The following is a 26,066-nucleotide window of genomic DNA, read 5'->3' as shown; positions in this document are numbered from 1 at the left end:
GCGATGCTGACCGATATCGCGCTCGTCATCCTTCTGTCGGTCTTCAACGGCTTCTTCGCCTTGTCGGAAATGGCGCTGATCGCCTCGCGCAAGAGCCGCCTCAAGCAGATGGCCCAAGGCAGCGGCCGTGCCCGCGTGGCGCTGCGCCACGCCGAGGCGCCGGAGCATTTCCTCTCGACCGTGCAGGTGGGCATCACGCTGGTGATGCTGGTCACCGGCGCCCTGGCCGGTGACCGGCTGGGCGAGCACCTGTCAACCTCGTTGCGGGGCACCCCGGCCGACTGGCTGACGCCCTACGCGCACATCCTGGGCGTCGTACTGAGCTTTGTGGTGATCTCCTACATCCAGGTGGTGATCGGCGAACTGCTGCCCAAGCGGCTGGCGCTGTCGGCACCCGAGCGCATCTCCAGCGTGGTCGCGGTGCCGATGCTGATCCTGGCGCGCATCACCGCGCCGTTCGTGTGGCTGGTCAACGTTTCCAGCGGCTTTCTGCTGCGCCTGTTCGGCGTGCGCCGGCAGGGCCAGGGACGGGTCACCGAAGAGGAAATCCGCCTGCTGGTCGCCGAGAGCGCCGAGCAGGGCGTGCTCGACGCGGATGAGCACAACATGGTCAATCGCGTGCTGCGCCTGGGCGACCGCACCGTCGACAGCGTGATGACCCCGCGCATGCGTATCGCTTGGCTGGACCAGACGGCCTCGAGCGAAGAGAACACCGCGGTGATGCGCGAGACGCCCTACTCGCGCTACCCGGTGTACCAGGGCGACGAGAGCGACGTGGTCGGCGTGCTGGAGGTCAAGAGCCTGATCGGCGGCATGACCGGTGACACGCCGGAACTTTTCCGCCAACTGGCCAAGCCGTTGTACGTGCCGGCCACGGCGCGCGCGATGGACCTGCTGGAGGAGTTCCGCGACGCCGAAACCCCGATGGCGCTGGTGGTGGACGAGTATGGCGACATCGAGGGTCTGGTCACGCTCAACGACCTGCTCGCGGCGGTCGTCGGCGCCAGCCAGCTCGGCCACGGCGGCAACGAAGAGCACCCGCCGATCGTGCCGCGCGAGGATGGCAGCTGGCTCGTCGACGGCTCGCTCTCCACCGAGGACCTGCGTGAACTGCTCCACGTCGAGCGCCTGCCCGGCGAAGAGGAGCACGAGTTCCGTACCGCCGCCGGCATGGTGATGACCGCGCTGGGACACATCCCGCAGGTGGGCGAGGTCTTCGCCTGGCGCGGTATCCGCTTCGAGGTGGTCGACCTCGATGGTGCGCGTATCGACAAGCTGCTGGTGACGCCGGCCCCGCGCATCGAGGCGGCCGACGACGAGCAGTAGCTGGCCGAACCTGCAACGGCGTCGGCCCCGTTCGGCCTTTCACGTTCCCCTTTGCTAGTCTCGGACCGATGTCTTCGTCCAAGTCCGCCAGCGTGAGCCCGTCCCTGCCGGCGCCACCGTTGCCCCGGCCGGGCCAGCGCTGGGCCCTGTTCCTCGACGTGGACGGTTGCCTGCTGGAATTCGCCGACGATCCGGCCGCGGTATTCGTTTCCCCCCGACTGCGCGCGCTCCTGCAGGCGCTGCACGACCGGCTCGATGGCGCGCTGGCGCTTGTCAGCGGGCGCGGCGTGAAAGATCTGGACCGGCTGTTCGACACGCCGGCCTGGGCGCTTGCCGGCCTTCACGGCTACGAGCTGCGCTACGGCGACGGTCGCCACCGCGAGCTCGCCGCCGATCCGGCCGACCAGGCGCGCATGCGCGCCGCGGTGCAGGCATTGGCCGATCGGCTCGATGGCGTGCAACTGGAAGACAAGCAGCACGCGATGGCGCTGCACTGCCGGCGCGATCCGGACCGCCTGCCGGCCCTGCGCGCGGCGGCCGAGGCGGTCGCCGCCGACCTGCCCGGTTACGAATTGCAGCCGGGCAACCTGGTGATGGAGTTCAAGCCGACCGGAATGGACAAGGGCCGTGCCGTGGACGAGCTGATGCAGCAGCCGCCGTTCGCCGGCCGCACCCCTGTGTACCTGGGCGATGACCTGACCGACGAGCACGCTTTCGACGCGGTCAACCGCGCTGGCGGCATGAGCGTGCGGGTCGGGGAACGCGAGCCCAGCCATGCCCGGTTCACGCTGCCTAGCCCGGCCGCCGTCCAGGCTTGGCTGGAGCGGGTGCGGGACGCACCCGGCCACGGACAAGACCTTGCACAGGGAGTACCGATCGATGCCGACAACGGCGGAGGACAACCACCCGACCGCCAGCCTTGAGCTGGACCTGACCGGCGCCTGTCGTACCACCGCGCCGCGGACCGCCCGCGCGCGCACCGGTGGCGCACGATGACGCGCACCGGCAAGAAGCCCGGCCGGCTGGTGGTGGTCTCCAACCGCGTCGCCATGCCAAAGCAGACGGCCACCGGCGGCCTCGCCTCGGCCATGCGCGCGGCGCTGCAGGAGCGCGGTGGACTGTGGTTCGGCTGGAGCGGCAAGCTCGCCACGCATACCGCCGAGGAACTGCACCGGCTCAGCGACGGCGCGATCGAGTACGTCACCATCGACCTCTCGCGCGCCGACCACGACGACTTCTACGCCGGCTTCGCCAATCGCACGCTGTGGCCGTTGTTCCACTACCGGCCCGACCTGGTCGATTACCAGCGCAGCCATCTGGAAGGCTATCTTCGGGTCAATGCGATCTTCGCCGACGAGCTGGTCAAGCTGCTCGAGCCGGACGACATCATATGGGTGCACGACTACCACCTGATCCCGCTGGCCGCGATGCTGCGCGAGCGCGGCGTGCGCAACCGCATCGGATTCTTCCTGCACACGCCGCTGCCGGCAGCCGCGCTGCTGATCGCGCTGCCCAAGCACCGCGAGCTGCTCGAAACGCTCGCCAGCTACGACCTGGTCGGCCTGCACACCGCGCGCGACCTGCGCGCGCTGGAGGATTACTTCCTACACGAGGTCGGCGGCGCGATGCGCCCGGGCGGCCGGCTGCGCGCGGCCAATGGTCGCCTGTTCCGCGCCGGCGTGTTCCCGATCAGCATCGATACCGCCGAGGTGGCCGACGTGGCGCGCAAGGCGATGGGCGAAGACGCGGTGCGCGAGTTCAAGCAGAGCCTGGACGGGCGCGACCTGGTCATCGGCGTCGACCGGCTGGACTACTCCAAGGGCCTGGCGCAGCGCTTCGAAGCCCTGGCCCACGTGCTCGAGCGCTCGCCCGCGCTGCACAGCCACGTCACCCTGCTGCAGATCGCCCCACCCTCGCGCGGCGCGGTGCCCGAATACCGCCTGATCCGTCGCGAGCTCGAGCGCATGGCCGGCCACATCAACGGCAAGTTCGCCACGCCCGAGTGGGTACCGATCCGCTACGTCAACCAGTCCTTTCCGCACAGCCTGCTGGCCGGCTACTACCGCGTGGCGCGGGTGGGCCTGGTCACGCCGTTACGCGACGGCATGAATCTGGTCGCCAAGGAATACGTGGCCAGCCAGGATCCGAAGAATCCGGGCGTGCTGGTGCTGTCGCGCTTCGCCGGTGCAGCCCAGGAGCTGACCGAGGCGCTGCTGGTCAATCCTGCCGATACGGTCGAGGTGGCCGATGCGCTGGAGCGTGCGCTGGCGATGCCCCTGCGCGAGCGGATCGCGCGGTGGCGGTCGATGATGGACGTGCTGCAGCGGCATGACCTGACCGCGTGGCGCATTGCCTTCCTGCATGCGTTGACGAGTTGATCGGGCGGGCTTGCGCTCCCGCTGCACTTTGGCAACCGCTCAACCGGGCCCTCGCAGGCCGGCCGGCACCCCTCCCGGGCGGAGAGGGGGGGCTGGATGCTTTGCCGCAGGCGCTTCCACGTCGGCACTTGCCCTGCGCCATGCACGAACGGCTGTCCGGGAGCGGCCAGGTGCTCCCGGACAGCCAGCCCAGCGCGGGCGGCTTTTGGCACGCGCGCCGAACAAGAAGTCCGTTCGCCCTGGGCGCCACATCTCCCAAGCGCCCCGCCCCGAGTTGTGCGACCCGCCCGCACACCCGCCCCCGATCCGATTACGCTAGCCCGGTTGCCCCAGGGAAGCCCGCCATGAAGTCACGCCTCGTCGTCCGACCGATCCTGCTGGCCCTGCTGTTCGCCGCCAGCGCCGCCCTGCCCGCCGCCAACGCGCCGCAGTCGGCTTACCCGAACTATCCCAGCGAAACGCCAGCGCATTTCACGCCCGCCACCGCGGGCTTCGACTACGAGCGGCGCGAAGTGATGATCCCGATGCGCGACGGCGTGAAGCTGCACACCGTGATCCTGGTGCCGAAGGGCGCAAAGCACGCCGGCATCCTGCTCACCCGCACGCCCTACGATGCCGATGCGCTGACCAGCCACACCATGAGCGGCCACCTGGCGCCGATGCTCCAGGGCTACGACAACGCCACCGACGTGATCGTCGAGGACGGTTACATCCGCGTGGTGCAGGACGTGCGCGGCAAGTACGGCTCCGAGGGCGACTTCGTGATGAACCGCCCGGTCCACGGGACGCTCAATCCGACGCCCGTGGACGACGCCACCGACACCTGGGACACCATCGACTGGCTGGTGAAGAACGTCCCCGAGTCCAACGGCAAGGTCGGCACGCTGGGCATCTCCTACGACGGCTTCGAGCCGCTGATGGCGCTGATCGACCCGCACCCGGCGCTCAAGGTGTCGGTGCCGATGAATCCGATGGTCGACGGCTGGATGGGCGACGACTGGTTCCACAACGGCGCCTTCCGCCAGCAGAACATGTCCTACATCTACGAGCAGGAAGCCAGCCGGGACAACGCCATCCGCTGGTGGACCAATTTCCACGACGAATACGACCTGTTCATGCACTACGGTTCGGCCGGCGCGATGGGCGAGGCGTACGGCATGGGCCAGCTGGGCTTCTGGAACAAGATCGTGGCGCACCCCGCCTATGACGCGTTCTGGTCCGACCAAGCGGTCGACAAGCTGTTGGCGAAGCAGCCGTTGAAGGTCCCGGTGATGCTGGTGCACGGCCTGTGGGACCAGGAGGACATCTACGGCGCAACGGCGGTGTACCGCGCGATCAAGCCCAAGGACACCGGCGGCGCCATGGTCAGGCTGGTGATGGGGCCGTGGTACCACGGGCAGCAGATCGACGAGGGCAGCGCGCTGGGCGCGATCCGCTTCGGCAGCGACACCGCGAAATACTTCCGCGAGCAGATCCTGCGGCCGTTCCTGGCGCAATACCTGAAGGACGGCGCGCCCGGGGCCGACATCGCGCCGGTCACCGCCTTCCAGACCGGCACCAACCGCTGGCAGCGCCTGGACCACTGGCCGCTGGCGTGCGCCAAGGGTTGCGCCACCACGAGCCGCGCACTGTATCTGGAGCCGGACCATGCGCTGGGCTTCGACGCGCCGGGCCAAGGCGCCGCCTATGACGAGTACATGTCCGACCCGGCGCATCCGGTGCCGTTCCGTGCCCGCCCGATCCAGCCGGTCGGGTACGACAATGGCCAGACCTGGCAGGAGTGGCTGGTGGACGACCAGCGCGAGGCATCCGGCCGCACCGACGTGCTGACCTACGTCTCCGAGCCACTGACCGCGCCGCTGACCATCGCCGGCGCGCCCGAGGTCCATCTGGTCGCCTCCACCAGCGGCACCGACAGCGACTGGGTGGTCAAGCTGATCGACGTCTATCCCGACCAGGTCGCCGAGCAGCCGCAGATGGGCGGCTACCAGCTGGCGGTGGCGATGGACATCTTCCGCGGCCGCTACCGCACCGGCTTCGACAAGCCGGCGCCGCTGGCCAGCAACCAGCCGCTGGACTACCGCTTCAGCCTGCCCAACGCCAACCACGTCTTCCTGCCCGGCCACCGGCTGATGGTGCAGGTGCAGTCGAGCTGGTTTCCGCTGTATGACCGAAACCCGCAGACCTACGTGGCGAACATCTTCAAGGCGAAGGCGGCCGATTACGTGAAGGCAACCCAGCGCGTGTACCACGCGCCGGGCAGGGCCAGTTTCATCGCGCTGCCGGTCGTGAGCCGCTGACGCGGGTCCTTCCCCCGCCACGCGGGGGAAGGATTCGGGTGGGAGCCGTACGGCGATCGCTCAGGCGTGCGCCAACTGTTCCTGGCCGCGATAGAAGCGGTGGTGCGCGAGATCCAGCAACGCAAGATCCTCGTGCGTGTCGCCATAGGCATAGATGTGCCCGAACCTCGCCAGGTCGTAATGGGCGCGTACCCGCCGGGCCTTTTCCTCGTTCACGCACTGTGCGCCCAGGTATCGGCCGGTGAAGCGCCCATCGCGATGTTCCAGCGTGGAGCAGACCAGCGCCAGGCCGTGCCGGCGGCACCAGGGCGCGAGATAGACGTCCAGCCCGCCGGAAACCACCACCACGGTGTCGCCCTGCCGCTGGTGCCAATGGACGCGCGCCATCGCTTCCGGCCGCAGCAGCGGCGGAAGTGCCTCGTCGGCAAACGCCGCGCCGTGGGCCTGTACGCTCGCGAGCGCCACGCCGGCGAAGCCGACTCGCACCACGGCGGCGCGCACCGCCACGCCCGAGACCACGCCACACTTGTAGCCGGCGACCCAGGGAGCCAGCAGCAGCCTTCCCCACGCCTGCCGGCGCGCCGGTACGGCGCGATACATGAAGGCCGCCATGGTCTCGCGGGTGGTGATCGTTCCGTCGAAGTCGAACAGCGCAAGGTTCGCCACGCATCAGTCCTTTTTTGCGTCGGCGGATTCTAGCGCTGCTGCACGGGCAGCCTGGGCGATACGGATCAGCGTCGCGGTTTTCGCCCGGACGGCTGGACCGCCTCGGCGGCTACCTCGATCATCAGTTCGGGCCGGAACAATGCGTCGACCTTCACCAGCGTGCTGGTGGCCGGCGCGTCGGCGGGCAGGTAACGCGCCCGCACATCGCGCAACACGTCCAGGTGCGCAAGGTCGGTGACATACATGTCGGTGCGCACCACGTCCTTGAAGTCCAGCCCCGCACTCCTCAGCGCGATGCGCAGGTTTTCGAACACCTGCACGCACTGGGCACGGAAATCGCCTTCGCCGACCACCCTGCCCTCGCGGTCCATCGCGACCTGGCCGGAAATCGACACCATCCGCCCCGGCGGCGCGACCACGACGTGCGAATAGCCGTGCGCTGGCGGCAGCTCCGGCGGGTTGATGGCCTGCGGTGTGTCCTGGGCCTGCACGGCAGCGGCGAGGACCAGCCCCATGCAGCCCAGCAGGGTAAGTGGCCTGCGCGAGGCGCGGGGCGCGGATGGACGTCCGTTCATCGGTATTCCTTCTGGGAGGAAGATGCTTGCACCGTAGCAAAGCCCGGCAAGATGCGCGGCGGGACTTCCCCGCCGCGCCTGCTCGGTGGTAGAACCGCTCCATCGTTGCCAACCGAACGACCGCCGCATGAGCGATTCGAATTTCCTGATCCGCCTGGCCGAGGACGACGACGACTTCATCCTCGGGTTGGTCCCGCGTTTCGTGGAGTTTCCCCTCCCGCCCTGGCGCAAACGGCACACGTGCATCGAGGGCATCCGCAAGGACTTGCTGCGCCACCTCGAGGACGGCACCGCCAACGACTTCCTCTTCATCGCCGAAGACGGCGACGGCACCGTGGTCGGTTTCATCGAACTGCAGAAGACGCAGGACTTCTTTACCGGCCGCACCAACTGCCACATCAACAACGTGGCGGTGGCGCCCGCCCATGAAGGCCGCGGCGTGGGCAAGGCGCTGATGACCCACGCCGAGGCGTGGGCCCGCGAACACCGCTGTGCGCTGATCACCCTGGCGGTTTTCCCGGGCAACGAGCGGGCACGCGCGATCTACGAGGCCGCCGGCTACGGCGTCGACCTGCTGCGGATGGTCAAGCCGGTCCAGTAACGAGCGCAAGACGCGGATGGCCGCCACCAGGGCGCGGCCGGAGGATGGCCGCCCGCACCGCGGAGCCACGCCATGCCACGACCGTTCCTGTTCCTTGCCCTCGCCGGCATGCTCGCCAGCGGCCCGCTGCGGGCCGACTGCGAGTTGCTGTATGCACCGCCGGAGGTACGCGCCCGGCTGCTGGCCTTCCATTACACCAACGAGCTTCGTCGGGCGCGGGAGCAAAAGCGCCATCAGGTGATCGACGGCGGGCGCACGTCGCCCCCCGCCACGAGGGCGCGCGATCGCGGGGCGATCGGCAGGACGCGCTAGAAGCTGCGTCCGTCCACCGGCACGCGCTTGAGTGCAGCCAGGTCCAGTCCTTCCAGGCAGCGCGCGTTGATCGCGGCCATCGACTGGCCATCCGGCGCGGTGCCGAACGCCAGCGGCGCACAACCGCATTGCGGGCAGAAGCGGTGCTCGATGGCATGTTTGTTGAAAGTGTAGGTCGCCATGTCGGCTTCCGGCGTGGCCAGCTCAAGCTGGCCACGCGGCACGAACCAGAGCAGGTAGCCCTTGCGGCTGCAGTGCGAGCAGTTGCAGTCGATCACCTGGTCAAGCTCGCCCTCGACGTCGAAGGCGACGCGGCCGCAATGGCAGCTGCCGTGGTAGCGCATGGTCGATCCTGTATCCGTGGCCGAAGCGTATTGGAGCACGCCACGCGCGCGCCCGTAGGTGGGCTTCGGCCCACCATGGATGTCCCACGGTGGCAAAAGCCCACCTACGCGCGATCGGACGGGGTGGCAGGCCGCAGGTAGCGGCCGGCAAGCGCCGGCATGACGAGCAGGTTGAGCACGGTGGACGTGAGCAGGCCACCCAGGATCACGATCGCCATCGGTCCCTCCACCTCGCGCCCGGGCTCGCCGCTGCCCAGCGCCAGCGGCAGCAGGCCCAGCGCGGTGACCAGCGCGGTCATCAGGATCGGCGTCAACCGCTCGCGCGCTCCCCGCAGCACCGTGTAGCGGTTCCAGTGCGCGCCTTCGACGGCGACCAGGTGCTCGTAGTGGGCGATCAGCAGGATCGTGTTGCGCGCGGCGATGCCGAACAGCGTGACGAAGCCGACCAGCGCGCCGATCGACAGCACGCCGCCAGCCAGCGCCGCGGCGATCACGCCGCCGACCAGCGCGAACGGCACGTTGGCCAAAATCAGCGCCACGCTGCGCCGGTCGGGGAAGGAGAGCAGCAACAGCGCGATGATCGCCGCGCCCGCGAGCGCGCTGTGCAGCAGCAACGCGTGCCGCGCGGCCACCGCGCCTTCGGCGGCGCCGCCGAACTCGACGTAATAGCCGGCCGGCAGCGTCAGTTGCCGGTCCAGCTCTGCGCGCGCCTGAGCCACGAAGCCGACCACGTCGGACGTGGCCGGCGTCACCGCCAGCACGAGCCGACGCCGGCCGCCCTCGTGCTGCACGCTGGCGCGACCCTTGACCAGGTCGACCGTGGCGACCTCGGACAGCGGCACGCTCTGGCCGTCGGCGGCCGGCAGCAGCAACGCGCCGACGGCCTCCGGGTCGCGCACGGCTGTGTTGTCGAGGGTCAACCGGATCGCGACCGGCTGGACGCCGCGGTAGACCTCGCCAACGACCACGCCCTGGTGCGCGGCGGCCACGGCGTCCAGCACGTCGGTCATGCGCAGGCCGCGTGCGGACAGCCGGTCCGGGTCGGGCGCGATACGCAGGGTCGGCACGTCGGCCGATTCGGCCAGCCGCACGCTGCCGGCGCCGGGAACGGCCTTTACGATGGACTGCGCCCGCGCCGCCAGCGCGTCGAGGCGATCGAGGTCCGGGCCGTAGAGGCTCAGCGTGACCGGCGCCGTTTCGCCCGAGAGCGATTCGCTGATGCGGTCACCGAGGAAGGTCACCACCTCCGAGTTCAGGCCGGGATAGCCGTCCAGCAATTTGCGCAGCGCGTTCTCGATGCGCACCTGCGCGTCCGCCGCCAGACCCGGCTTCAACTCCACATGCAGCTCGCCGCGGTTGGGCGGCCAGGTGTCCTGCACCGCTTCGGCGCGGCCCATCTGCAGCGACACGCTGGCCACGCCGGGGATCGTCAGCACGCCGCGGCTGATCCGCTCGCCGATGCGGTCCATCTCCGCCAGCGAGGCGCCCGAGGGGCCGGTCAGCTGCAACACGAAATGCCCTTCGCGGAACTCGGGCAGCAGCGAGGCGCCGAAGAACGGCAACGCCGCCACCGCCAGCGCACCGACGACCAGCGCGGCCGCCAGCAGCGCGCCGCCGTGCGGCAGCGCGCGTTCGAGCAGGCGGTGCTGGGCGAGTTTGATGCGCTTGAGCCAGCGCGGCTCGCGATGGCGTCGGCCCGGGCGCAGCAGCCACAAACACAGCGCCGGCGTCACCGTCAGCGCCACCAGCAGCGAAGCGAAGGTGGCCAGCAGGAACGCGCCGGCCAATGGCGCGAAGAAACTCCCCTGCAGGCCCGGCAGCAACAGGATCGGCACGAACACCAGCCCGACCACCACAGTGGCCAGCACCACCGGCCGGCGCACTTCCAGCGAGGCGGCCATGACCGTATCGATGCGTGGTGCCGTGCCCCCCGCCGTGCGCAGGCGCCGGTCGATGTTCTCCACGTCGATGATCGCGTCGTCCACCACCACGCCCAGCGCCACCGCCAGGCCGCCCAGCGTCATCGTGTTGATCGTCCAGCCGAACCAGCGCAGCGCGAGCACGGCCAGCGCCAGCGACAACGGGATGCTGACGAAGGAAATCAGCGCCGTGCGCCAGTCCTTCAGGAACAGCACCAGCACCAGCAACACCAGCGCGGCGCCTAAGGCCAGCGCATCGCGCATGTTGGCCAGCGCAACCTCGACGAAGGTCGCCGGGCGGTGCAGCGCCGGCACCAGCGTGACGCCCTGGCCGGCGAGCATGGGCTTGAGATCGTCCAGCGCCTTCTCGACCGCGCGGGTGACTTCCAGCGTGTTGCTGCCGTACTGGCTGGTCATCGCGATGAGGATGCCCGGCCGCGCGTCGATGCGCGCGTCGCCGAACGCCGGCGCGGCGCCCACGCCGACGCTGGCCACATCCGCCAGCGTGATGTTGCGCCCGGCATGGCGGGTCACCACGGTGCGGCCCAGTTGCGCCGGGTCGCTGAGGCCGCCATCGGCTTCGAGCACCACACGCTGGTTGGGCGTGTCCATGTAGCCGGCGCCGCGCACGCCGCTGGCGGAGGAGGCTGCCGCGCGCACGTCTTCAAGGGTGAGGCCGTAGGCGGCCAGGCGGTCCGGATACACCCGCACCTCCCATTCGCGCACGCCGCCGCCGAACACGATCGCGTCGGCCACGCCCGGCACCGCAAGCAGGCGCGGCTTGACCGTCCAGTCGGCAAGATCGCGCAAGGCCAGCGGATCGAGCCGGTCGCTGACCAGGCCGATCTTGAGCAGGTCCATGGTCGAGGACGTCATCGGGCTCAACGAAGGCGTATCGACGCCGGCCGGCAGGCTGGCGGCCGCCTCGCCGACCCGCTCGGCCAGCAGCTGGCGATCGCGGAATGGATCGCTGCCTTCCTTGAACACCACGTCGATCACCGCCAGGCCCTGGATCGACTGCGAACGCACCACGTCGACGGCCGTGGTTCCGTTGACCGCGTTCTCGATCGGCTGGGTGACGCGCTGCTCGACCTGCAGCGCGGTGAAGCCAGGCGCCTCCACCTGCACGGTGGCCTGTGCCGGCACGAAATCGGGAAACACGTCGTAGCGGGCCTCGATGAGCCGCTGCACGCCCAGCGCCAGCACCAGCGCGGCCAGCAACACCACCCAGCCGGCGGCGCGCAACGCGCTGCGGACGATGGCGACGAGCACGCCGTCAGTCGTCCGAGGCGTCGGCGGCGCTGCCCTGCACCGGCGCGGCATCGACCGCGACCAGCGCCTCGGCACCCTGCACCACCACGCGCTCGCCCGGCATGAACGGCGAACCGACCAGCCAGCCAGCCGCGGTCATCGCCCGTGGGTGCACCGCGCGGCGTTCGAAGCGCGTGGTCCCGGTGGCGACGTAGGCCCAGTCCAGCCCGTTCCAGCGCACGATCGCCGCTCGCGGCAGCAGCACGCCGCGCACGGGCTTGCCCTCGCCGTGCAGGTTCACGGTCAGCACCATGCCGGGCACCAGCGGGCCGGCTTCGGCCTGCAGCAGCCATCCGGCGGCCAGCCCCGAGCTGCTGCGTGGCAGGCGGCCGAGCACCTGCGCGGAAACGTCGGCGCCGTGCGGCAGCTGCAGCGTGGCGGCCTGCACCTTCAGGGTTCCGTCGGGACGGCCCAGCGGCTCGGCCTTGAGCAGCACCTGGCGGCCACGCACGAGGGCGTCGAGCAGGCGGTCGCGGCGTGCGGACGCCATGTCCGCGAGATCGTCACCCCATGCGCTGCGCAGTGCCACGCGCGCCTCGCGCAGTCGGGCCTGGTCGGCCGTCGCCTGCGCCCGTGCGGCCTCCAGGGCCTTGCGCGAGGCGTTGCCCGCGGCGGCAAGCAACGCCTGCGTGCGCAACAGCTCCGCATGCGAAGCCTGCGCCGCCGCCTGCGCCGCCTCGAGCTCATCGATGGCCTTGGCCAGCGGCACCGGATCGAGCACATCGGCGACCGCGCGCGTGGTCGGCGGCATCTGGCCCTCGGCCAGCGTGGCCAGCCGAAGGCCGAGCCGCGCCTGGGACGCGGCGTCCAGTTCGGTGGCCATGGCGCGGGTGGCAAGCATGGCCAGCGCAAGGGCAATCGATGCGAGGAATTTCATGAGTGATCTCCCGCGGCGGGCCGCAACGCGGCCTCGGTCGGATCGAGGGGAGCGCGCAGCGCAGCTTCCAGCGCCGCCTCGGCCTGCCAGGCGGCGTCGAGCGCGGTGAGCGTCGACTGGCCCATCGCAAGCGCGGCCAGGCGTGCGTCCAGCAGGGCGGCGCGGTCGATGGCACCGAGCTTGAATGCGTGTTCGGCCTGTTCGCGTGCCCGCACGGCGGCCTGCTCTCCCGCGCGCGCGGCCGACAGCGCCGGCAGCGCCGCGGCAAGCCGCGAGCGCGCCGCGTCGATGGCGCTGGCGATATCGGCCTGCACCGCGCGTACGTGGGCCGCGGCCGCTTCACGTCGCGCGCGCGCCTCGGCGATCGGCCCCTGGTTCTGGTTGAACACAGGCAGGCTGAGGCTGGCGTTGAAGGTGAGCTTGCGGATGCCGTGGTCGTAGGTATAGCCCGGACCGAGCGAGAGCTGCGGGTACTGCGCGTGAACCTGCTGGTGCAGTTCGCTCTCGCGATCGGCGTAGTCCACCAGCGCACGCTCCAGGTCGCTGCGCGCCAGCAGGGCGTGGTCGGCAAGTGTGTCCAACTGGGCAGGCGACGGCGCGGCGGGCCGGTCGAAATCGTCCCAGCGCAGGTCGACCCCCTGCAGCGCCGCGACCGGCACGCCGATCGCACGCGCCAGTTGCGCCTGTGCGCTGGCGGCGCGCTGGATGGCGGCAGCCTCATCACTGCGCGCCCGGGCCAGCGTCTGCACGGCCTGCAGGTCGACCTGCGGCGCATCCTCGCCCCATGCCACGCGTTGGCGCGCGGCCAGCTCCAGCGCAGTGGCGGCGGCCACCGTGCGGGAGGCCAGGGTCTCCTGGCGACGGGCGATCCATTGCTGTTCCAGTGCGTCGCGCACGGCGCTGCGCACGCTCCACAGCTTGCCTGCGTAATCCAGCCGCGCGCCGCGCACGCCCTGGTTGGCCAGTTGCACGCGCAGGCGCCGGCGCAGGCCGCCATCAAGCAGGAAATCCGTGCTCAGGCCCCACAACCAGGGCGCGCTGCCGGCCTGCGCCTGCGTGTAGCGTTCCAGCGCCAGACCCAACGTCGGGTTGGCGCGCGCCGCCGCCGTCGTCACCGCTGCGCTGGCCTCGGCCAGGTGAGCGCGCGCCTCGGCGACGTCCGGGTTGAGCGCGAAGGCCGCCAGTACCAGTTCGGCGCGGCCGTAACGCGCGGGCGGCCACCGCCCGTGATCGCGCGCCGGCAGCCACGGACGCAACTGCGCGGCGAGGGCCGGATCATCCAGCCGGCGCGCCTGCCACTGCGCACGCGCCTCGGCCGGGTCGACCGGCGCGGGGCGGTAAGTGGCACAGCCGGCCAACATGGTCGCCATCGCGGCGCCGGCGGCCAGGCAAAAAAAAGGATGGCGCATGGGCGCCATCCTTGCAGAACGTGCTTAGCGCTCTCTAAGGCCGCCCGGCAGGGCGGCCACGGCGCCGGTCCGACGTCAGGCCTTCGCCCGCTCGCGCTGGTCCAGGCGCTGCACCAGGCGGTCGATGTTGGGCAGCGACAGCAGGTGCGCGTAGATCCAGCCCATCACGCCTTCCTTGAGGAACTCGTGCGCGGTCTTCTCGTCGAGCTGGCGCAGCTTTTCCTCGTTGACCACGAACAGGCCGTTGAGGTTGATCGCGTTGCCGTCCTTCTCCAGGCGGATGTTGCGCGGCTCGAGCAGGTCGTGCTTGCGCAGCTGTTCCATGAACGCGTGGGTGCGCGTCACGTGTTGCTGGAACTCGCCCAGGAACCCGACGGCGTTGGCCAGCATTTCGCTGTCGGTGCCGTCTTCCTTGAACAGGCGCTCGCCCTCGTCGCTGCCAAAACCCTCGTAGGACTCGTCGAGGAAGACGGTGAAGTCCTCACCCTCGGCGCCCGCCGGCTTCTCGGCCAGGATGAACGGGTAGCGGCGCACGAAGGCCGGCACGTACACGCCCTGCGCCCACTTGCCGTTCTCGTCCACCAGCAGGTTCTCGTTCTGGCGCAGGCCCAGCAGCGCCATCGGGCCGGCATCCTCGATGCTCTGGCCAGCGAACAGGATCGGCACGTCGCGCGCGGCGATCGGGAACTCCGCGGCCGTCAGCGGCACCGAGTGCGCCGCGGCGGCGAACTTCACGCCGGGGATGCTCTTCAGGCGCAGGTCCTTGTGCTGGTTGCGGTTGAGCGGCACCGGGCGCTCGTAGAAAAGTACTTCAGCCACGTCTTCTTACCTCTGCCCCGCCGTGCCGGGGTCGCCACCGATGGCTCCCCCTCCCAAACCCGGCGTCGGGTCGCGAATCCGTGACTATATCAGCGGCCACGCGCCCGGGCGAATGGCCTCCAGTGACAGCGATCTGCCAAGCGCGTCAAATGCTTACCGCGCGCGAAGCGGCGAAATTGGGCTATGCTCGAAACACGAGCGCATCGCTGCACCACCTCCGCCGAATCTCATGAACTGGCTGAAGGAACCCGCATGCTGATGGAAGTGCCACGCCGGGACCTCAACGCGACCCGGGTGCTGTCGCTGGACGCCGCCGGCCGGATCCTGGACTGGATCAGCTGGCAGGACGCCGTTTGCCTCTACGTGCGCGAAGCGGTCGCCTGGACGCTGGGCGACCCCTGCCTGACCGTGCACGGCGGCCACAACCGCGCCCGCGGCGAGCGCAGCAGGCTGGACCTGCATCCGATCATCGCCAGCACCGGCCATTGCCGCGACCACGCGATCGATCCGGCGCCAGCGCTGACCAATACCGCGCTGTTCGCCCGCGACCGCCACCTTTGCCTGTATTGCGGCAATCAATTCTCCCGCGGCGAACTGACCCGCGACCACGTCGAGCCGGTCTCGCACGGCGGCAAGGACGAATGGGAGAACGTGGTCAGCGCGTGCCTCAACTGCAATTTGAGGAAAGCCAACCGCACCCCACAGCAGGCCCACATGCCGCTGCTGGCCGTGCCCTACCGGCCCAGCTGGGTGGAGCACCTGATCCTGTCCAACCGCAACATCCTGGCCGACCAGATGGAATTCCTGGTCAACCATCTGCCGCGCGACCGGCGGCGGGCGATGGGCTAGGCGGGTTTCGTCTTTCCGTCCGAATCTTCGTCCGCGTCCGCCTGATCCGCACTGGCCTTGGCCAGCTCGCGCTCGATCTCCCGGATCTCCTCGCAGGCCTCGTCCGACTCGTCCTCGGCGCGGACGCGGTGGCCAGCCCGTTTCGCCTGGCGTGCCTCCTCTTCCTTGTTATGGGCGAGCTTGCGGTAGCTCTCCCGAATGCGCTCGAGCGCTTCCTCGTCCAGGTTGTCCACGTCGAGCAGGCTGTTGCGGGCCCGCGTGGCGCGAATCAGCTCGTCCAGCTTGATCTGCAGGGCGGCGCTGTCGCGGTTCTGGCTGTTCTGGATCAGGAACACCATCAGGAAAGTGATGATGGTCGTACCCGTGTTGATCACCAGTTGCCAGGTGTCGTTGAAACTGAACATCGGGCCGGTAATTGCCCACACGACGATGACCGCGGCAGCGATCAGGAAGGCGGCGGGCTTGCCCGAATAACGGGCGGTCGCTTCGGCGAAGCTGCGGAAGGCCTGCGATAGCTTGGACATGGAGGCATCTCTGGCCGTGGTCGCATCCAGCTTGCGAGCGGTTTCGTGTGCCCCGTGTGCACGGCGCCCGGTTTCGTTCACGTCGCCGCCCTTGCCCCGCCCTGCGGCTGGGCCAACAATATGCGGATGATCGACCCATCCCGCTATCCCCACCTGGCCCACATCGAGGCGCCGGACGACCTGCGCCGCGTGCCCGATGCCGAACTGCCCGACGTCGCCGACGAGCTGCGCCAGTACCTGATCGAATCGGTCGCCAGCTCCGGCGGCCATTTCGGCGCCGGTCTGGGCGTGGTCGAGCTCACCGTCGCGCTGCACCACGTGTTCGACACCCCGCGCGACCGCCTGGTGTGGGACGTGGGCCACCAGTGCTATCCGCACAAGATCCTGACCGGCCGGCGCGACCGGATCACCACGATCAAGAAAAAGGATGGCCTGGCGCCGTTCCCTCGCCGCGAGGAAAGCGAGTACGACACCTTCGGCGTCGGCCACTCTTCCACTTCGATCTCGGCCGCGCTGGGCATGGCCATCGCCGCGCAGCGCAAGGGCGACGACCGCAAGGTGGTGGCGGTGATCGGCGATGGCGCGATGACCGCCGGCATGGCGTTCGAGGCGCTCAACCATGGCGGTGACGTGGAGCCGAACATGCTGGTCGTGCTCAACGACAACGGCATGTCGATCAGCGAGAACGTCGGCGCGATGACCAAGATGATGGCGCGCGCCATGGCCAGCCGTCGGCTCAACGCCGTGCGCGAGCGGGCCAAGAAGGCGATCCCGCGGCAGTCGTTCTTCGGCCGCTTCTTCAAGAACTGGGAGGAGCATGCCAAGGGCATGTTCCTGCCCTCGACCCTGTTCGAGGAACTGGGCTTCCATTACACCGGCCCGATCGACGGCCACGACATCCCGGCCCTGCTGCGTGCGCTGCGCACGGTCAAGAACCTGCCCGGGCCGCAGCTGCTGCACGTGATCACCACCAAGGGCAAGGGCTACGCCCCGGCCGAGCAGGCGCAGATCGAATACCACGCGGTCGGCCCCTTCGACCCGGTTGCCGGCGTGGTGAAGAAGAACGCGCCGGCCAAGCCGAGCTATACCGACGTCTTCGGCGACTGGCTGTGCGACATGGCCGCCCATGACGAGCGGCTGCTCGGAATCACGCCGGCGATGCGCGAAGGCTCCGGCCTGGTGCGCTTCTCCAAGGAATATCCCGAACGCTACTTCGACGTGGCGATCGCCGAGCAGCACGCGGTGACGCTGGCCGCCGGCATGGCCTGCGAAGGCGCCAAGCCGGTGGTGGCGATCTACTCGACCTTCCTGCAGCGCGCCTATGACCAGGCGATCCACGACGTGGCACTGCAGAACTTGGACGTCACCTTCGCCATCGACCGCGCCGGCGTCGTCGGCCCGGACGGCGCCACGCATTCGGGCAGCTTCGATCTTTCGTTCCTGCGCTGCCTGCCGAACATGGTGATCATGGCGCCCTCGGACGAGAACGAGTGCCGCATGATGCTCAGCACCGGCTTCGAGTACGACGGCCCGGCGGCGATCCGTTACCCGCGCGGCACCGGCCCCGGCGCCGCCGTGCGCAAGGAGCTGGACACGCTGCCGATCGGCAAGGCCGAGCTGCGCCGGCGTGGCCGCAACCTGGCCATCCTCTCCTTCGGTGCGATGCTGGCGCCGGCCGCGGTAGTGGCGGCGGAGCTGGATGCGACGCTGGTCAACATGCGCTTCGTCAAGCCGCTGGACGAGGCGATGATCCTGGAGCTGGCGAAGACCCACGATGCCTTCGTCACGCTCGAGGACAATGCGATCGCCGGTGGCGCGGGCTCGGGCGTGGCCGAGTGCCTGGCCGCCCACGGGATCGTCAAGCCGCTATTGCATCTTGGCCTTCCGGACGTCTATCTGGAGCACGGCAGCCGCGAGGAAGTGCTCTCGATGGCCGGGCTGGATTTGCCTGGCATTCGCAACGCGATACGAGCACGGTTCCCGCAGCTTGCGAGCGTCGCGGCCAGCGCGGGTTGATGAAGGCGCACCCAGGGTGCGCTCCTGCATGCGCGCCAATCCGTAGGAACGCATCCCGTGCGCGCCCGCTGGCTCCCCATCAGGAACCATCCAAACTGCCGCCGCTCACCCGATCACGCTGCTCCAGATCCTGCGCCGTGAACACGTCACGATAGCCTGCCGCATCGAGCAGCCCGCGCACGGCCGTGCCCTGGTCCCAGCCGTGCTCGAACAACAGCCATCCGTCACCCGCCAGGTGCGAGCGGGCGCCAGCCACGATGCGCCGGATGTCGTCTAGGCCGTCGCTTCCCGAGGCCAGCGCGCTACCCGGCTCGAAACGCAGGTCGCCCCGCTCCAGGTGGGGATCGTCCGCCGCGATGTAGGGCGGGTTGGACACGATCAGATCGAACCGCTCGTCGCCAAGCGCGGCGAACCAGTCGCCTTGGGCAAAGCCGACATTGCGGATGCGGTTGGCTTCGGCGTTGCGTCGCGCCACCGCCAATGCGGCGGCGCTGGCGTCGGTGGCGAGCACGCGCGTGTGCGGACACTCGCGTGCGATCGCCAGGGCGATGGCGCCGCTGCCGGTGCCCAGGTCGGCGACGCGCGGCGCTCCCTCCCGCGGGAGCTTCGCCAGCGCCAGTTCGACCAGCAACTCGGTCTCCGGTCGCGGGATCAGCGTGGCGGGCGTCACTTCCAGGTCCAGCGTCCAGAAACCGCGGTGGCCGGTGAGATAGGCCACCGGTTCACCGGCGGCGCGACGTTCCACAAGTGCGGCGAAGGCCGCGGCACCCGCCCTGTCGGCCGGATCGTCGGCATGCGCAAGCAGCCAGCTGCGCGGTTTGCCCAGCGCGTGCGCGAGCAGGATGGCTGCCTCGGCGCGGTCGCCCAGGCGTGTGGTGGCTTCGGCCAGCAGTTGGCGCACCTCAGGCATCCGGCGGCACCTCCGCGGTGGGCAGTTGCGGCGGGATGGCGGGTTTTGGCTTGTCGCGACGCCAGTAGCCGCCGCGGGACCAGGCGTCGAAGCCCCAACGCAGCCAGCCGATCAGCGCATTGGCCAGCCACAGCGCCCAGGCCAGCATGGCCAGTTTGTAGGTCCACAGCGGCAGGCTGAAGACGCCCGCCCGCGGCAGCGCGTCGGTGGTCCGATCGACGAACCAGTGCAGTTGCAGCGCGCTGGAACCCATGCCGGCGACGTGCATGTCCGGCTGTCCCAGCAGGCCGCCCGGCACCGCGGCCACCAGCACGCCGAGCGCAAGCGCGGTGAGCAGCGCCAGGCCCACCTGCATCAGATCGAACGGGCCGGCGCGCCAGGAGGCGACCGCGGCGCGCGCGCGCAGGCCGAGCAGAATCAGCCAGACCACCACCACCGCGTACGCGCTCCAGGCGAAGGCGGAGAAACCCAGGCCCAGCAGCAGCCAGTGGCGGAAGCGCAGCGGCGTGGGCGCGTAACGCGAGAGCAGCCAGGCTGCGGCCAGCAGCACGATCAGCTGCGCCCAGTACAACACCGCGGGGCCGGCGCCCGGGCCCCAGGTCCACAGCACCCAACGGTCCTGCGGCAGTTGCAGGAAGGTATCGAGGTTGGCCGCCGGTGCGTGCAAGGCGATGGCCGGCGAGCGGGTGCGCATGGCCGTGCCGACCGATTCGCGCAGCCGCAGCTCGTAACGGTGTGTGCCCGGCAGCAAGGGCAGCGACAGCGCGCCGTTGCGCACGGCGAGCGGCAGGCGCTCGCCGTCGCGGCTGGCTTGCAACAACTCGGCACCCACCGGCAGGCCCAGCGCGTGCTCGCCACCACGGGTGCTGCGCGCCTGCAATTGCAGGGTGGTCTCGGTGGCCCGCTCGCCAATGGTGCTGCTCGATTCCACCCGGTCGAACGCCAGGGTGCCTCCCGCGACGGCGGCCGGTTGGCTGAGTGCCAGCGTGAGTCGCTCGCCAGGCAGCGGCTGGAAGCGCGGCACGTCGCCGCCGCTCGCCGGCACGCCACTGGCGTCGACATGCCATATCGGTGCGGCATCGATCTCCCACACTTCGGCGCGTTCGGCCAGCGCCGGCGCGGTCAGCTGCAGTCGGGCCGCGCGGTCCAGGCGGCTGGTCCATTCGACGCTGTCCGTGCCTGCGTTGAAGGCGAGCTGGATGCGCCCGCCGCGCACCGGCGCGTCGGTATCCAGCGGGTGCTCGCCCGGAAGGAGCGGCAGGGCGATGCTGAAGCCGCCGGCCTGCGGCGCGATGCGTTCGACCTCGTTCTGCACCGTCCACTCGTTGCCGATCACGAGATGGCGGGTCAGCCGCACGTAGGGCGGAAAGTCCTGCGCGGGTGCCTCGGCCGTGCCCCCGGCGGCGACCCGCTGGCGGTCGAAGGCCAGGCTGTCGCCAAGCAGATGATCGGTATCCAGTCCGTCGGCCGTCCAGCCGTCCATCTGCAGCGTGACACGCTGGGGCGCCAGGGCGAAACGCAGACGCGCGCTGTCGATGCCGTCGAGCCGGTAGCGCAAGGCCAGATCGTGCACGCCTGGATCCAGCCGCAGCCAGAGCTGGTCGTCGTCGCGACGCGCCAGCACGGCCGGGCGCCCGTCGACCGTCACCGCGACCAGCGGCAGCGTCGTGGCCGGCAGCGGCAACGCGACCGCGGCGCCTGCGTGTGCCTGCAGGGTGAGTTCCAGCGCGTCGCCGGCAAGCACCGCGTGCGCCTGCGGCAGGTTCGCGCAGGCGGGCGAGCAGGCCGGCGCCTCGACCAGACGCTGGCGCAGTTGGTCGAGCAAAGGCTGGCTCGGCAGCGCCTGGGCGTGGAGGTGCCAAGGCAGCAATGCCAGCGCCAGCAACGCGGCCGACATTGCGCCCCGCCCGCCTTGCCAGCGCCCGCGCCAGGGCGCGAGCAGAGAGGGGAGCACGCGCGCAAGCAACGCGGCCAGCAGCGCCACCATCAGCACACGCAGCAGGCTCACCAGCCAGGCCGGGGCGATCACCAAGTGCATGGTCTGCTGCGGCATGACCGGGCCGGACCAGCCGAGACGATAACTGCTCCCAATGCGCCAGTCGGGCGTGCCGTTGCCGGCCTGGGTCAGGTTATGGTTGTAACCCGTCATGTCCGGTGCAAGCCGTGCCCCGCTGACGGCGCTGCCGGACACCGCTTCGTCTACTGCCGGCGCCGACGGCGGCGGCAGCGGCAATCCTGGCGGCACGGTCTGCGACACCATCTTGGGTGGTGGCTGCACGTTTTCCTCGTTGGGCGCGGGGACGTAGCGGACGTAGCGCATTTCGGTGGTGCGGCCGGATGTCTGCAATTGCGGGTGCAACGCGTACTGCAGTTGAGCGACCGCGAACGCCAGCGTCCACAGCGCGGCGAGTGCGAACGAGGCCAGCGCGATGAGGTTGGCAGTGCGGCGCAAGCGGCCCTCTGGCAGCGCGCGCAGCAGCAGTGCCAGCGCCAGCAGCAACGCCAGCGTCCAGCGCGGCGCGCCCGGTTCGTGCTGCGCCAGCGCAAGGAAGCCGGCCGCCAGCAGGGCCCATGGCCAGCCCAGCAGGCGCCCTGCCAGCAGGGCGATCAGCGCCACGCCGAACACGTCCAGCAGGCTCCATCGGGCCACCCATGAATCGGGCGAACTGTCCGCGCCGGGCGCGCCGAGCAGGCGATAGCCCGGCGGCAGTTGCAGTGTCGCGTCGATGCGCTCCAGCGGGACGTTCCAGCCGGTCACCGGCAAGGCACCGCTCGCGGGCACCCGCAACCCGGCGCCCAGATTGAGCTGTTCGCTGCGAACCTCCACGCCGCTGCGGCCGTCCTTGCCACGGCTGACCAGAAGCGGCTCGCCATCCTGCTCGGCGCGCTGCAGTTGCCAGGGCGCGCCGACTTCCAGTCGCTGGCGATGCAGTTCGCCTTGCAACTGATCGTCCACGGCCAGGCCCTTGCCGTCGAAGTCCAGCCACAGGCGGCGCGACAGGCGCAGGCGATCGTGCCGCCCTGCTCCGCGCTCGCCCGGCTGCACGGTGAGCGTGGACTGGCCGTCCATCACGAAGGCGGGGAGCTCGCGCCAGTCGTCCGGCACACCGGCCTGCGCCGCGTCGGTGGCCTGGCCTTCGGCATGGCTGCCGCGCAGGTCGGGATCGTCGGCGTAGCTCCAGATCTCCTGCCGGGGCCATGGCGCGGGCGGCAGGCTGGTCGCGACACGCGCGAGTGGCGCGCTGGCGCGGGCATCGAGGGTAACCGTCCAGCGACCGGGCTTAAGTTGCACGCGGAGTCGGCCGTCGCTCTCCAAGCGCGCAGGCAGCTCTCCGTCCAGCGCGGTGGCGACGAACCCTTCTGGCAGCGCCGGCCCGAGTATCAGTTCACGGGCGCTGCCGGTGACGTCGAAGCTCAGGCGGGTTTCCAGTGTCGCCGGCAGCCCGTCGGCCAGGCGGCGATCGACACGCAGCGACAACGCGTCGGCCACGCGCTGGGCCGCGGCCGCCTCGCCCAGGGTCAGCTGGTCGCCATCGCGCTGCAGGCGTGCAACCGGCTCGCCGTCCAGGGTGAGATCGACCAGGCCGATCGACGCCGGCACCTGCAGGCGCGCCGGCCGTGCCGACCAGGGCAACAGTCCCTGCAGACGGTGGTCCCCGGGTGGTACTCGCACCATCGGCTGGTCGTCGCGCTCCAGCACCACGGCCGGCTGGCCGTCCAGCCGTACCTGTTCCGGCCAGTGGCGCGCATCGCCCGGCAGGGCGATCCACGCCGGTGCATCGGCATGGGCTTCGAGGGTGAACTGCCCCCCGCTCGCGCCGGCCGCCAGCGCCAGTCGTCCCGGCCAGACGCATTGCCAGGCCACGCCCTCGCCGGGCATGTGCGTCAACCGCGGGCAGGCATGCGCCGGCACCTCGTGCAGCACCCAGTCCTGCCAGTCGCGCAGTGGAGGCGGCACCTGCTGCGCGGCGGCCGGTGCGGCCGCCAGCAGGCCCATGAGCAACAACCATCCTGATCGAGCACGCATGCCTGGTCTCCCTGTCGCCCGGCGGGCGCGGGACAGTTTAGGGGGAACGTGGAAGGCCCAGGCGAGTCGGCGCCCCTGCAGGAGTGAGACGACGCACCCGATGGCTGCCTCTCCCTCCGCTCAGAGGGCTGGAGTGAGCGCAAGGGCTCAAAAAAAACGCCGGGCGTTACGGCCCGGCGTTCTGTTTCAGCTTGGATCGCCGCCTCAGTGCAGGATCGCCTGCGGATCCTGCTTGGCCTTCAGCGCGGTGCACAACAAGGTGTCCTCGGTCGTCTGCGCCAGGCCACGCTCGGCGCCGGTGACGTCCTTGGCGCGGGTCTTGAAGAATGCCTGCAGGCGGTTCGCTTCCTCCTGCGAGCAACCGCCACCACCCATCAGGCCCGGCAGGCGGCCGCCGGCGAAGCTGCCGGTGCGCTCGACGATGCGGTCGTAGTTGGCGACCGCCCACTTCCACATGGCATCACGCTGGGCACGGGTCTCGCGGCTGCCGCGCAGCAGGGCGGCCATCTCGCCGACCTTGACCCGCTTGTCCAGCGCGAAGTTGCGTACCTGTTCGGCCAATGCCGGATCCTCGACCGCGCTCAGGCCGGCCAGCATGGCGTTGCGCTGGGCGGGATCGGAGGTCTTGGGCAGTTCGGCGATCAGCGCATCGACCGCGCTCTTGCCATGCTCCTGCACCGCCACCGCGAGCGCGGCGTCGAGCAGGTCCGGATCGGCCGCATCGAGGCTGAGGCGGCCGTCGGCCTTGCGCTTGAGCGCTGCCTCTCCCTGCTTGAGCAGTTCGGCACGCACCTTCGGCAGCTTCACGTCCAGCGCCAGGAAACCGGCCAGCGTGCTGCGCAGCAGGGAATCATCGTCCGCCTCGCCGGGCTTGCGGTGGTAGCCCAGCAGTTCCATGCGCGGCAGGTAGGCGGACGTGGCCCAGGCGTGGAGGGCGTTGCGCTGCGCATCGGTCCCGGCCAGGTAGCGGTTGATCCATTCGAAGCTGGCGATCGGCGCGGTCGCCACGGCGCGCACGCGCGAGGCAGTGAGCGGCTTGAGCGCGGCCAGCAGGTCGCCGGCGTTGATGTCGCCGTGGTGGAAGCTGGCGTCGGCCGCGTCGGCATAGGCGAGCTGCTCGCCGTCGGTCAGGTGGCTGACCTGGTCGCCCAGCCGCGCCAGGTCGGCCTTGTCCATGCCGAAGCGGTAATAGCCGCTGGCGTTGGCATTGGGCATCACCCACGGGTTGGCGCTGGCGCCCGGCAGCGCGATCGTGCCGGTGGCCTTCTCCAGCAACTCGCAGTTGACCTTGCTGCCGTCGGCGGTGCCGTAGCGCACGCACACCGGCACGCCCCACACGTGGCTGGCGTTGCCCTTGCTGCCGACCGGCAGGTAGCGGCTCTGGCTGAGCTTGAGCACGGTCTGGCCGTCCTTCTGCATCAGCTGGGTCTGCACGTAGGGCACGCCGGGCTGGTTGAGGAAGCTCTTGAAGGCCTGCTTGAAGTCCTCGCCCTTGTCGGCCGCCTTGGCGATCGAGTCGACCAGGTCGTCCGCCGTGGCGTTGCCGAACTTGTGGTCCTGGATGTACTGGCGCATGCCTTGCTGGAAGGTCTTCTCGCCGACGTAGCCCTCGAACATGCCGAGCACGCTGGCGCCCTTCTGGTAGGTGATCGAGTCGAACGCGGTTTCGATGTCGCCGTTGCCGGTGATCGGCTGGCGGATCTTGCGCGCGGTGACCAGGCTGTCGTTATCCATCGCGTACTGGGCGCCGCGCACGCGGTCGAGGTCCGCGCGGTACTGCGGATGCACCTTCATCGTCACCTTCTGCTGCATCCAGGTGGCGAAGGCCTCGTTGAGCCAGATGTCGTTCCACCAGGCGGTGGTGACGGTGTCGCCGGTCCACTGGTGGGCCAGTTCGTGTGCGTTGACGTTGAACGAGCCGCGTACGTACTGCGCCGGGGAGTCCGGATCGAGCAGCAGCAGCCAGTCGCGGAAAGTCACCAGCCCGGCGTTCTCCATCGCGCCGGCGGCGAAGTCCGGCGCGGCGAGCAGGTCGAGCTTGTCCCACGGGTAGCCGAAGCCGTAGTAGTCCTCCAGCGTGTGGATGATGCTTGGCGTCTCCGAGAGCACGTGCTGCATGCGGTGGCCCTCGCCCTTGGCGGCGATGCCGCGCAGCTGCAGCGGGGTGGCGCGATAGGCGTCCGGCGAGATGTCCGGGCCGGCGACGATGTCCCACGGACCGACACCGAAGGCGACCAGGTAGGTCGGCAGCGGCTTGGTGGTGGAGAAGGTCAGCGTCTTCCAGCCGCTTCCGGCCGGGACTTCCTTGATCTGCTTGGTGTTGGCAACCGCCTTCTCGTCGTTGGGGATGGTCAGGCTGATGTCGAACGGGGTCTTGAAGTCGGGCTCGTCGAAACCGGGGAAGGCATAGCGTGCGCTGATGGGCTCCATCTGCGTCATCGCATAGGGCACGCCCTCGTGGCTGACCTTGTAGAGGCCCTGCAGCTGCTGGTTGAGCGGCGCGGTGTACTCGAAGCTCAGGGTCAGCTCCTGCGGCTTGAGCGTATCGCCGAAGTCGACGCGGACGACGCCTTCCTTCGGCGCCGCCTCGACGTACTTGGCCGCATGCACCTTGCCGCCGGCGTCGGTCACGCTGACCTTGGAGACCTTCAGTGCATTGCCATGCAACCAGACGTGGTTGGAGGCCTGCTTGAGCTCGACCTTGATGCGCGTGGTGCCGGAGAAATCCTGCTGGCGCGGATCGACCTTGAAGGAGAGCGCATAGGATTCGGGCACGGCCCAGCGCGGCAGCTTGCCGTGCGGCACCTGGTCGGCGGTGGCGGCGAAGGCGGCGCCGCAACAGGCGGCCATCGCGGTGAGCACGAGCGGTTTGACGAGTCGACGCATGGTGGTTTTCCCCAGGG

The 26,066-nt window shown here is 69.9% G+C and carries 19 protein-coding genes; 8 read left to right on the top strand and 11 right to left on the bottom strand.

All coding sequences use genetic code 11. The annotated features are described in order from the left end of the window. Positions 1-3: 3 nt before the first annotated feature. The 4 genes from LQ772_RS02445 to LQ772_RS02430 all read left to right on the top strand — a co-directional run bounded on the left by LQ772_RS02445 (position 4) and on the right by LQ772_RS02430 (position 6,004). Positions 4-1,326: a hemolysin family protein gene (locus LQ772_RS02445; RefSeq protein WP_231323674.1), complete on the top strand. Its 1,323-nt coding sequence runs from the start codon at positions 4-6 to the stop codon at positions 1,324-1,326. Positions 1,327-1,394: 68 nt separating this feature from the next. Continuing rightward, positions 1,395-2,249 (top strand): trehalose-phosphatase, encoded by an 855-nt coding sequence (otsB, locus tag LQ772_RS02440; RefSeq protein ID WP_231323672.1) that lies wholly within the window; start codon positions 1,395-1,397, stop codon positions 2,247-2,249. 69 nt (positions 2,250-2,318) lie between these two features. Continuing rightward, positions 2,319-3,704 carry an alpha,alpha-trehalose-phosphate synthase (UDP-forming) gene (otsA, locus tag LQ772_RS02435; protein ID WP_231323670.1) on the top strand — a complete coding sequence of 462 codons (1,386 nt, stop codon included), beginning with the start codon at positions 2,319-2,321 and terminating at the stop codon, positions 3,702-3,704. Positions 3,705-4,048: 344 nt separating this feature from the next. After that, a complete protein-coding gene (locus tag LQ772_RS02430) occupies positions 4,049-6,004 on the top strand; it encodes a CocE/NonD family hydrolase (RefSeq protein ID WP_231323669.1) in 1,956 nt (651 codons plus the stop codon). Positions 6,005-6,064: 60 nt separating this feature from the next. Here LQ772_RS02430 and LQ772_RS02425 read toward each other — a convergent pair whose 3' ends face one another. Together LQ772_RS02425 and LQ772_RS02420 are read right to left on the bottom strand one after the other, a co-directional pair. Then, positions 6,065-6,670: an HAD family hydrolase gene (locus LQ772_RS02425; RefSeq protein ID WP_231323667.1), complete on the bottom strand. Its 606-nt coding sequence runs from the start codon at positions 6,668-6,670 to the stop codon at positions 6,065-6,067. Positions 6,671-6,735: 65 nt separating this feature from the next. Continuing rightward, positions 6,736-7,245, bottom strand: coding sequence for a RidA family protein (locus LQ772_RS02420; protein WP_231323665.1), 510 nt, complete (start codon positions 7,243-7,245; stop codon positions 6,736-6,738). Between the two features lie 127 nt (positions 7,246-7,372). On the opposite strand from LQ772_RS02420, the gene LQ772_RS02415 reads away from it, so the two are divergent. Both LQ772_RS02415 and LQ772_RS02410 read left to right on the top strand, forming a co-directional pair. After that, a complete protein-coding gene (locus LQ772_RS02415) occupies positions 7,373-7,846 on the top strand; it encodes a GNAT family N-acetyltransferase (RefSeq protein WP_231323663.1) in 474 nt (157 codons plus the stop codon). A 72-nt stretch (positions 7,847-7,918) separates the two neighbouring features. Next, entirely contained in the window at positions 7,919-8,158 is a 240-nt protein-coding gene (locus tag LQ772_RS02410; protein ID WP_231323661.1) for a hypothetical protein, read from the top strand. Here the strand turns inward: LQ772_RS02410 and LQ772_RS02405 are convergent. The 5 genes from LQ772_RS02405 to LQ772_RS02385 form a co-directional block, all read right to left on the bottom strand. Further along, positions 8,155-8,502, bottom strand: coding sequence for a GFA family protein (locus LQ772_RS02405; protein ID WP_231323660.1), 348 nt, complete (start codon positions 8,500-8,502; stop codon positions 8,155-8,157). The two genes, LQ772_RS02410 and LQ772_RS02405, sit on opposite strands and share 4 nt — an antisense overlap. A gap of 104 nt (positions 8,503-8,606) precedes the next feature. After that, positions 8,607-11,693 (bottom strand): efflux RND transporter permease subunit, encoded by a 3,087-nt coding sequence (locus LQ772_RS02400; RefSeq protein ID WP_231323658.1) that lies wholly within the window; start codon positions 11,691-11,693, stop codon positions 8,607-8,609. 4 nt (positions 11,694-11,697) lie between these two features. Next, positions 11,698-12,609: an efflux RND transporter periplasmic adaptor subunit gene (locus LQ772_RS02395; RefSeq protein WP_231323656.1), complete on the bottom strand. Its 912-nt coding sequence runs from the start codon at positions 12,607-12,609 to the stop codon at positions 11,698-11,700. Continuing rightward, entirely contained in the window at positions 12,606-14,018 is a 1,413-nt protein-coding gene (locus LQ772_RS02390; RefSeq protein ID WP_231323654.1) for a TolC family protein, read from the bottom strand. Before LQ772_RS02390 ends, LQ772_RS02395 begins: the two co-directional genes overlap by 4 nt. 75 nt (positions 14,019-14,093) lie before the next feature. Then, a complete protein-coding gene (locus LQ772_RS02385; protein WP_231323652.1) occupies positions 14,094-14,837 on the bottom strand; it encodes a SapC family protein in 744 nt (247 codons plus the stop codon). Positions 14,838-15,089: 252 nt separating this feature from the next. Between LQ772_RS02385 and LQ772_RS02380 the strand changes: the two genes are divergently transcribed. Continuing rightward, positions 15,090-15,686, top strand: a complete 597-nt coding sequence (locus LQ772_RS02380; RefSeq protein ID WP_231323649.1) for an HNH endonuclease — start codon at positions 15,090-15,092, stop codon at positions 15,684-15,686. Here LQ772_RS02380 and LQ772_RS02375 read toward each other — a convergent pair. Further along, entirely contained in the window at positions 15,683-16,210 is a 528-nt protein-coding gene (locus LQ772_RS02375) for a low affinity iron permease family protein (protein WP_231323647.1), read from the bottom strand. The two genes, LQ772_RS02380 and LQ772_RS02375, sit on opposite strands and share 4 nt — an antisense overlap. Positions 16,211-16,336: 126 nt before the next feature. Here LQ772_RS02375 and dxs point away from each other — a divergent pair, with 126 nt between their 5' ends. Next, the gene (dxs, locus tag LQ772_RS02370; RefSeq protein WP_231323645.1) at positions 16,337-18,226 is read left to right on the top strand and encodes a 1-deoxy-D-xylulose-5-phosphate synthase; all 1,890 of its coding nucleotides are present in this window, start codon (positions 16,337-16,339) and stop codon (positions 18,224-18,226) included. A 79-nt stretch (positions 18,227-18,305) separates the two neighbouring features. On the opposite strand, the gene prmC is transcribed toward dxs, so the two are convergent. From prmC to LQ772_RS02355, 3 genes are all read right to left on the bottom strand, one after another. Continuing rightward, entirely contained in the window at positions 18,306-19,136 is an 831-nt protein-coding gene (gene prmC, locus LQ772_RS02365) for a peptide chain release factor N(5)-glutamine methyltransferase (RefSeq protein WP_231323643.1), read from the bottom strand. Beyond that, positions 19,129-23,163 carry a hypothetical protein gene (locus tag LQ772_RS02360; RefSeq protein WP_231323641.1) on the bottom strand — a complete coding sequence of 1,345 codons (4,035 nt, stop codon included), beginning with the start codon at positions 23,161-23,163 and terminating at the stop codon, positions 19,129-19,131. The genes prmC and LQ772_RS02360 overlap by 8 nt, the downstream gene beginning before the upstream one ends. Before the next feature lie 204 nt (positions 23,164-23,367). Beyond that, the gene (locus LQ772_RS02355) at positions 23,368-26,049 is read right to left on the bottom strand and encodes a M1 family metallopeptidase (protein ID WP_231323640.1); all 2,682 of its coding nucleotides are present in this window, start codon (positions 26,047-26,049) and stop codon (positions 23,368-23,370) included. Between the last annotated feature and the right edge of the window lie 17 nt (positions 26,050-26,066).

Origin of the sequence: Frateuria edaphi, from assembly GCF_021117405.1 — a bacterium.
Classification (GTDB): domain Bacteria; phylum Pseudomonadota; class Gammaproteobacteria; order Xanthomonadales; family Rhodanobacteraceae; genus Frateuria_A; species Frateuria_A edaphi.
This window is presented reverse-complemented; position numbering and strand designations above follow the sequence as displayed.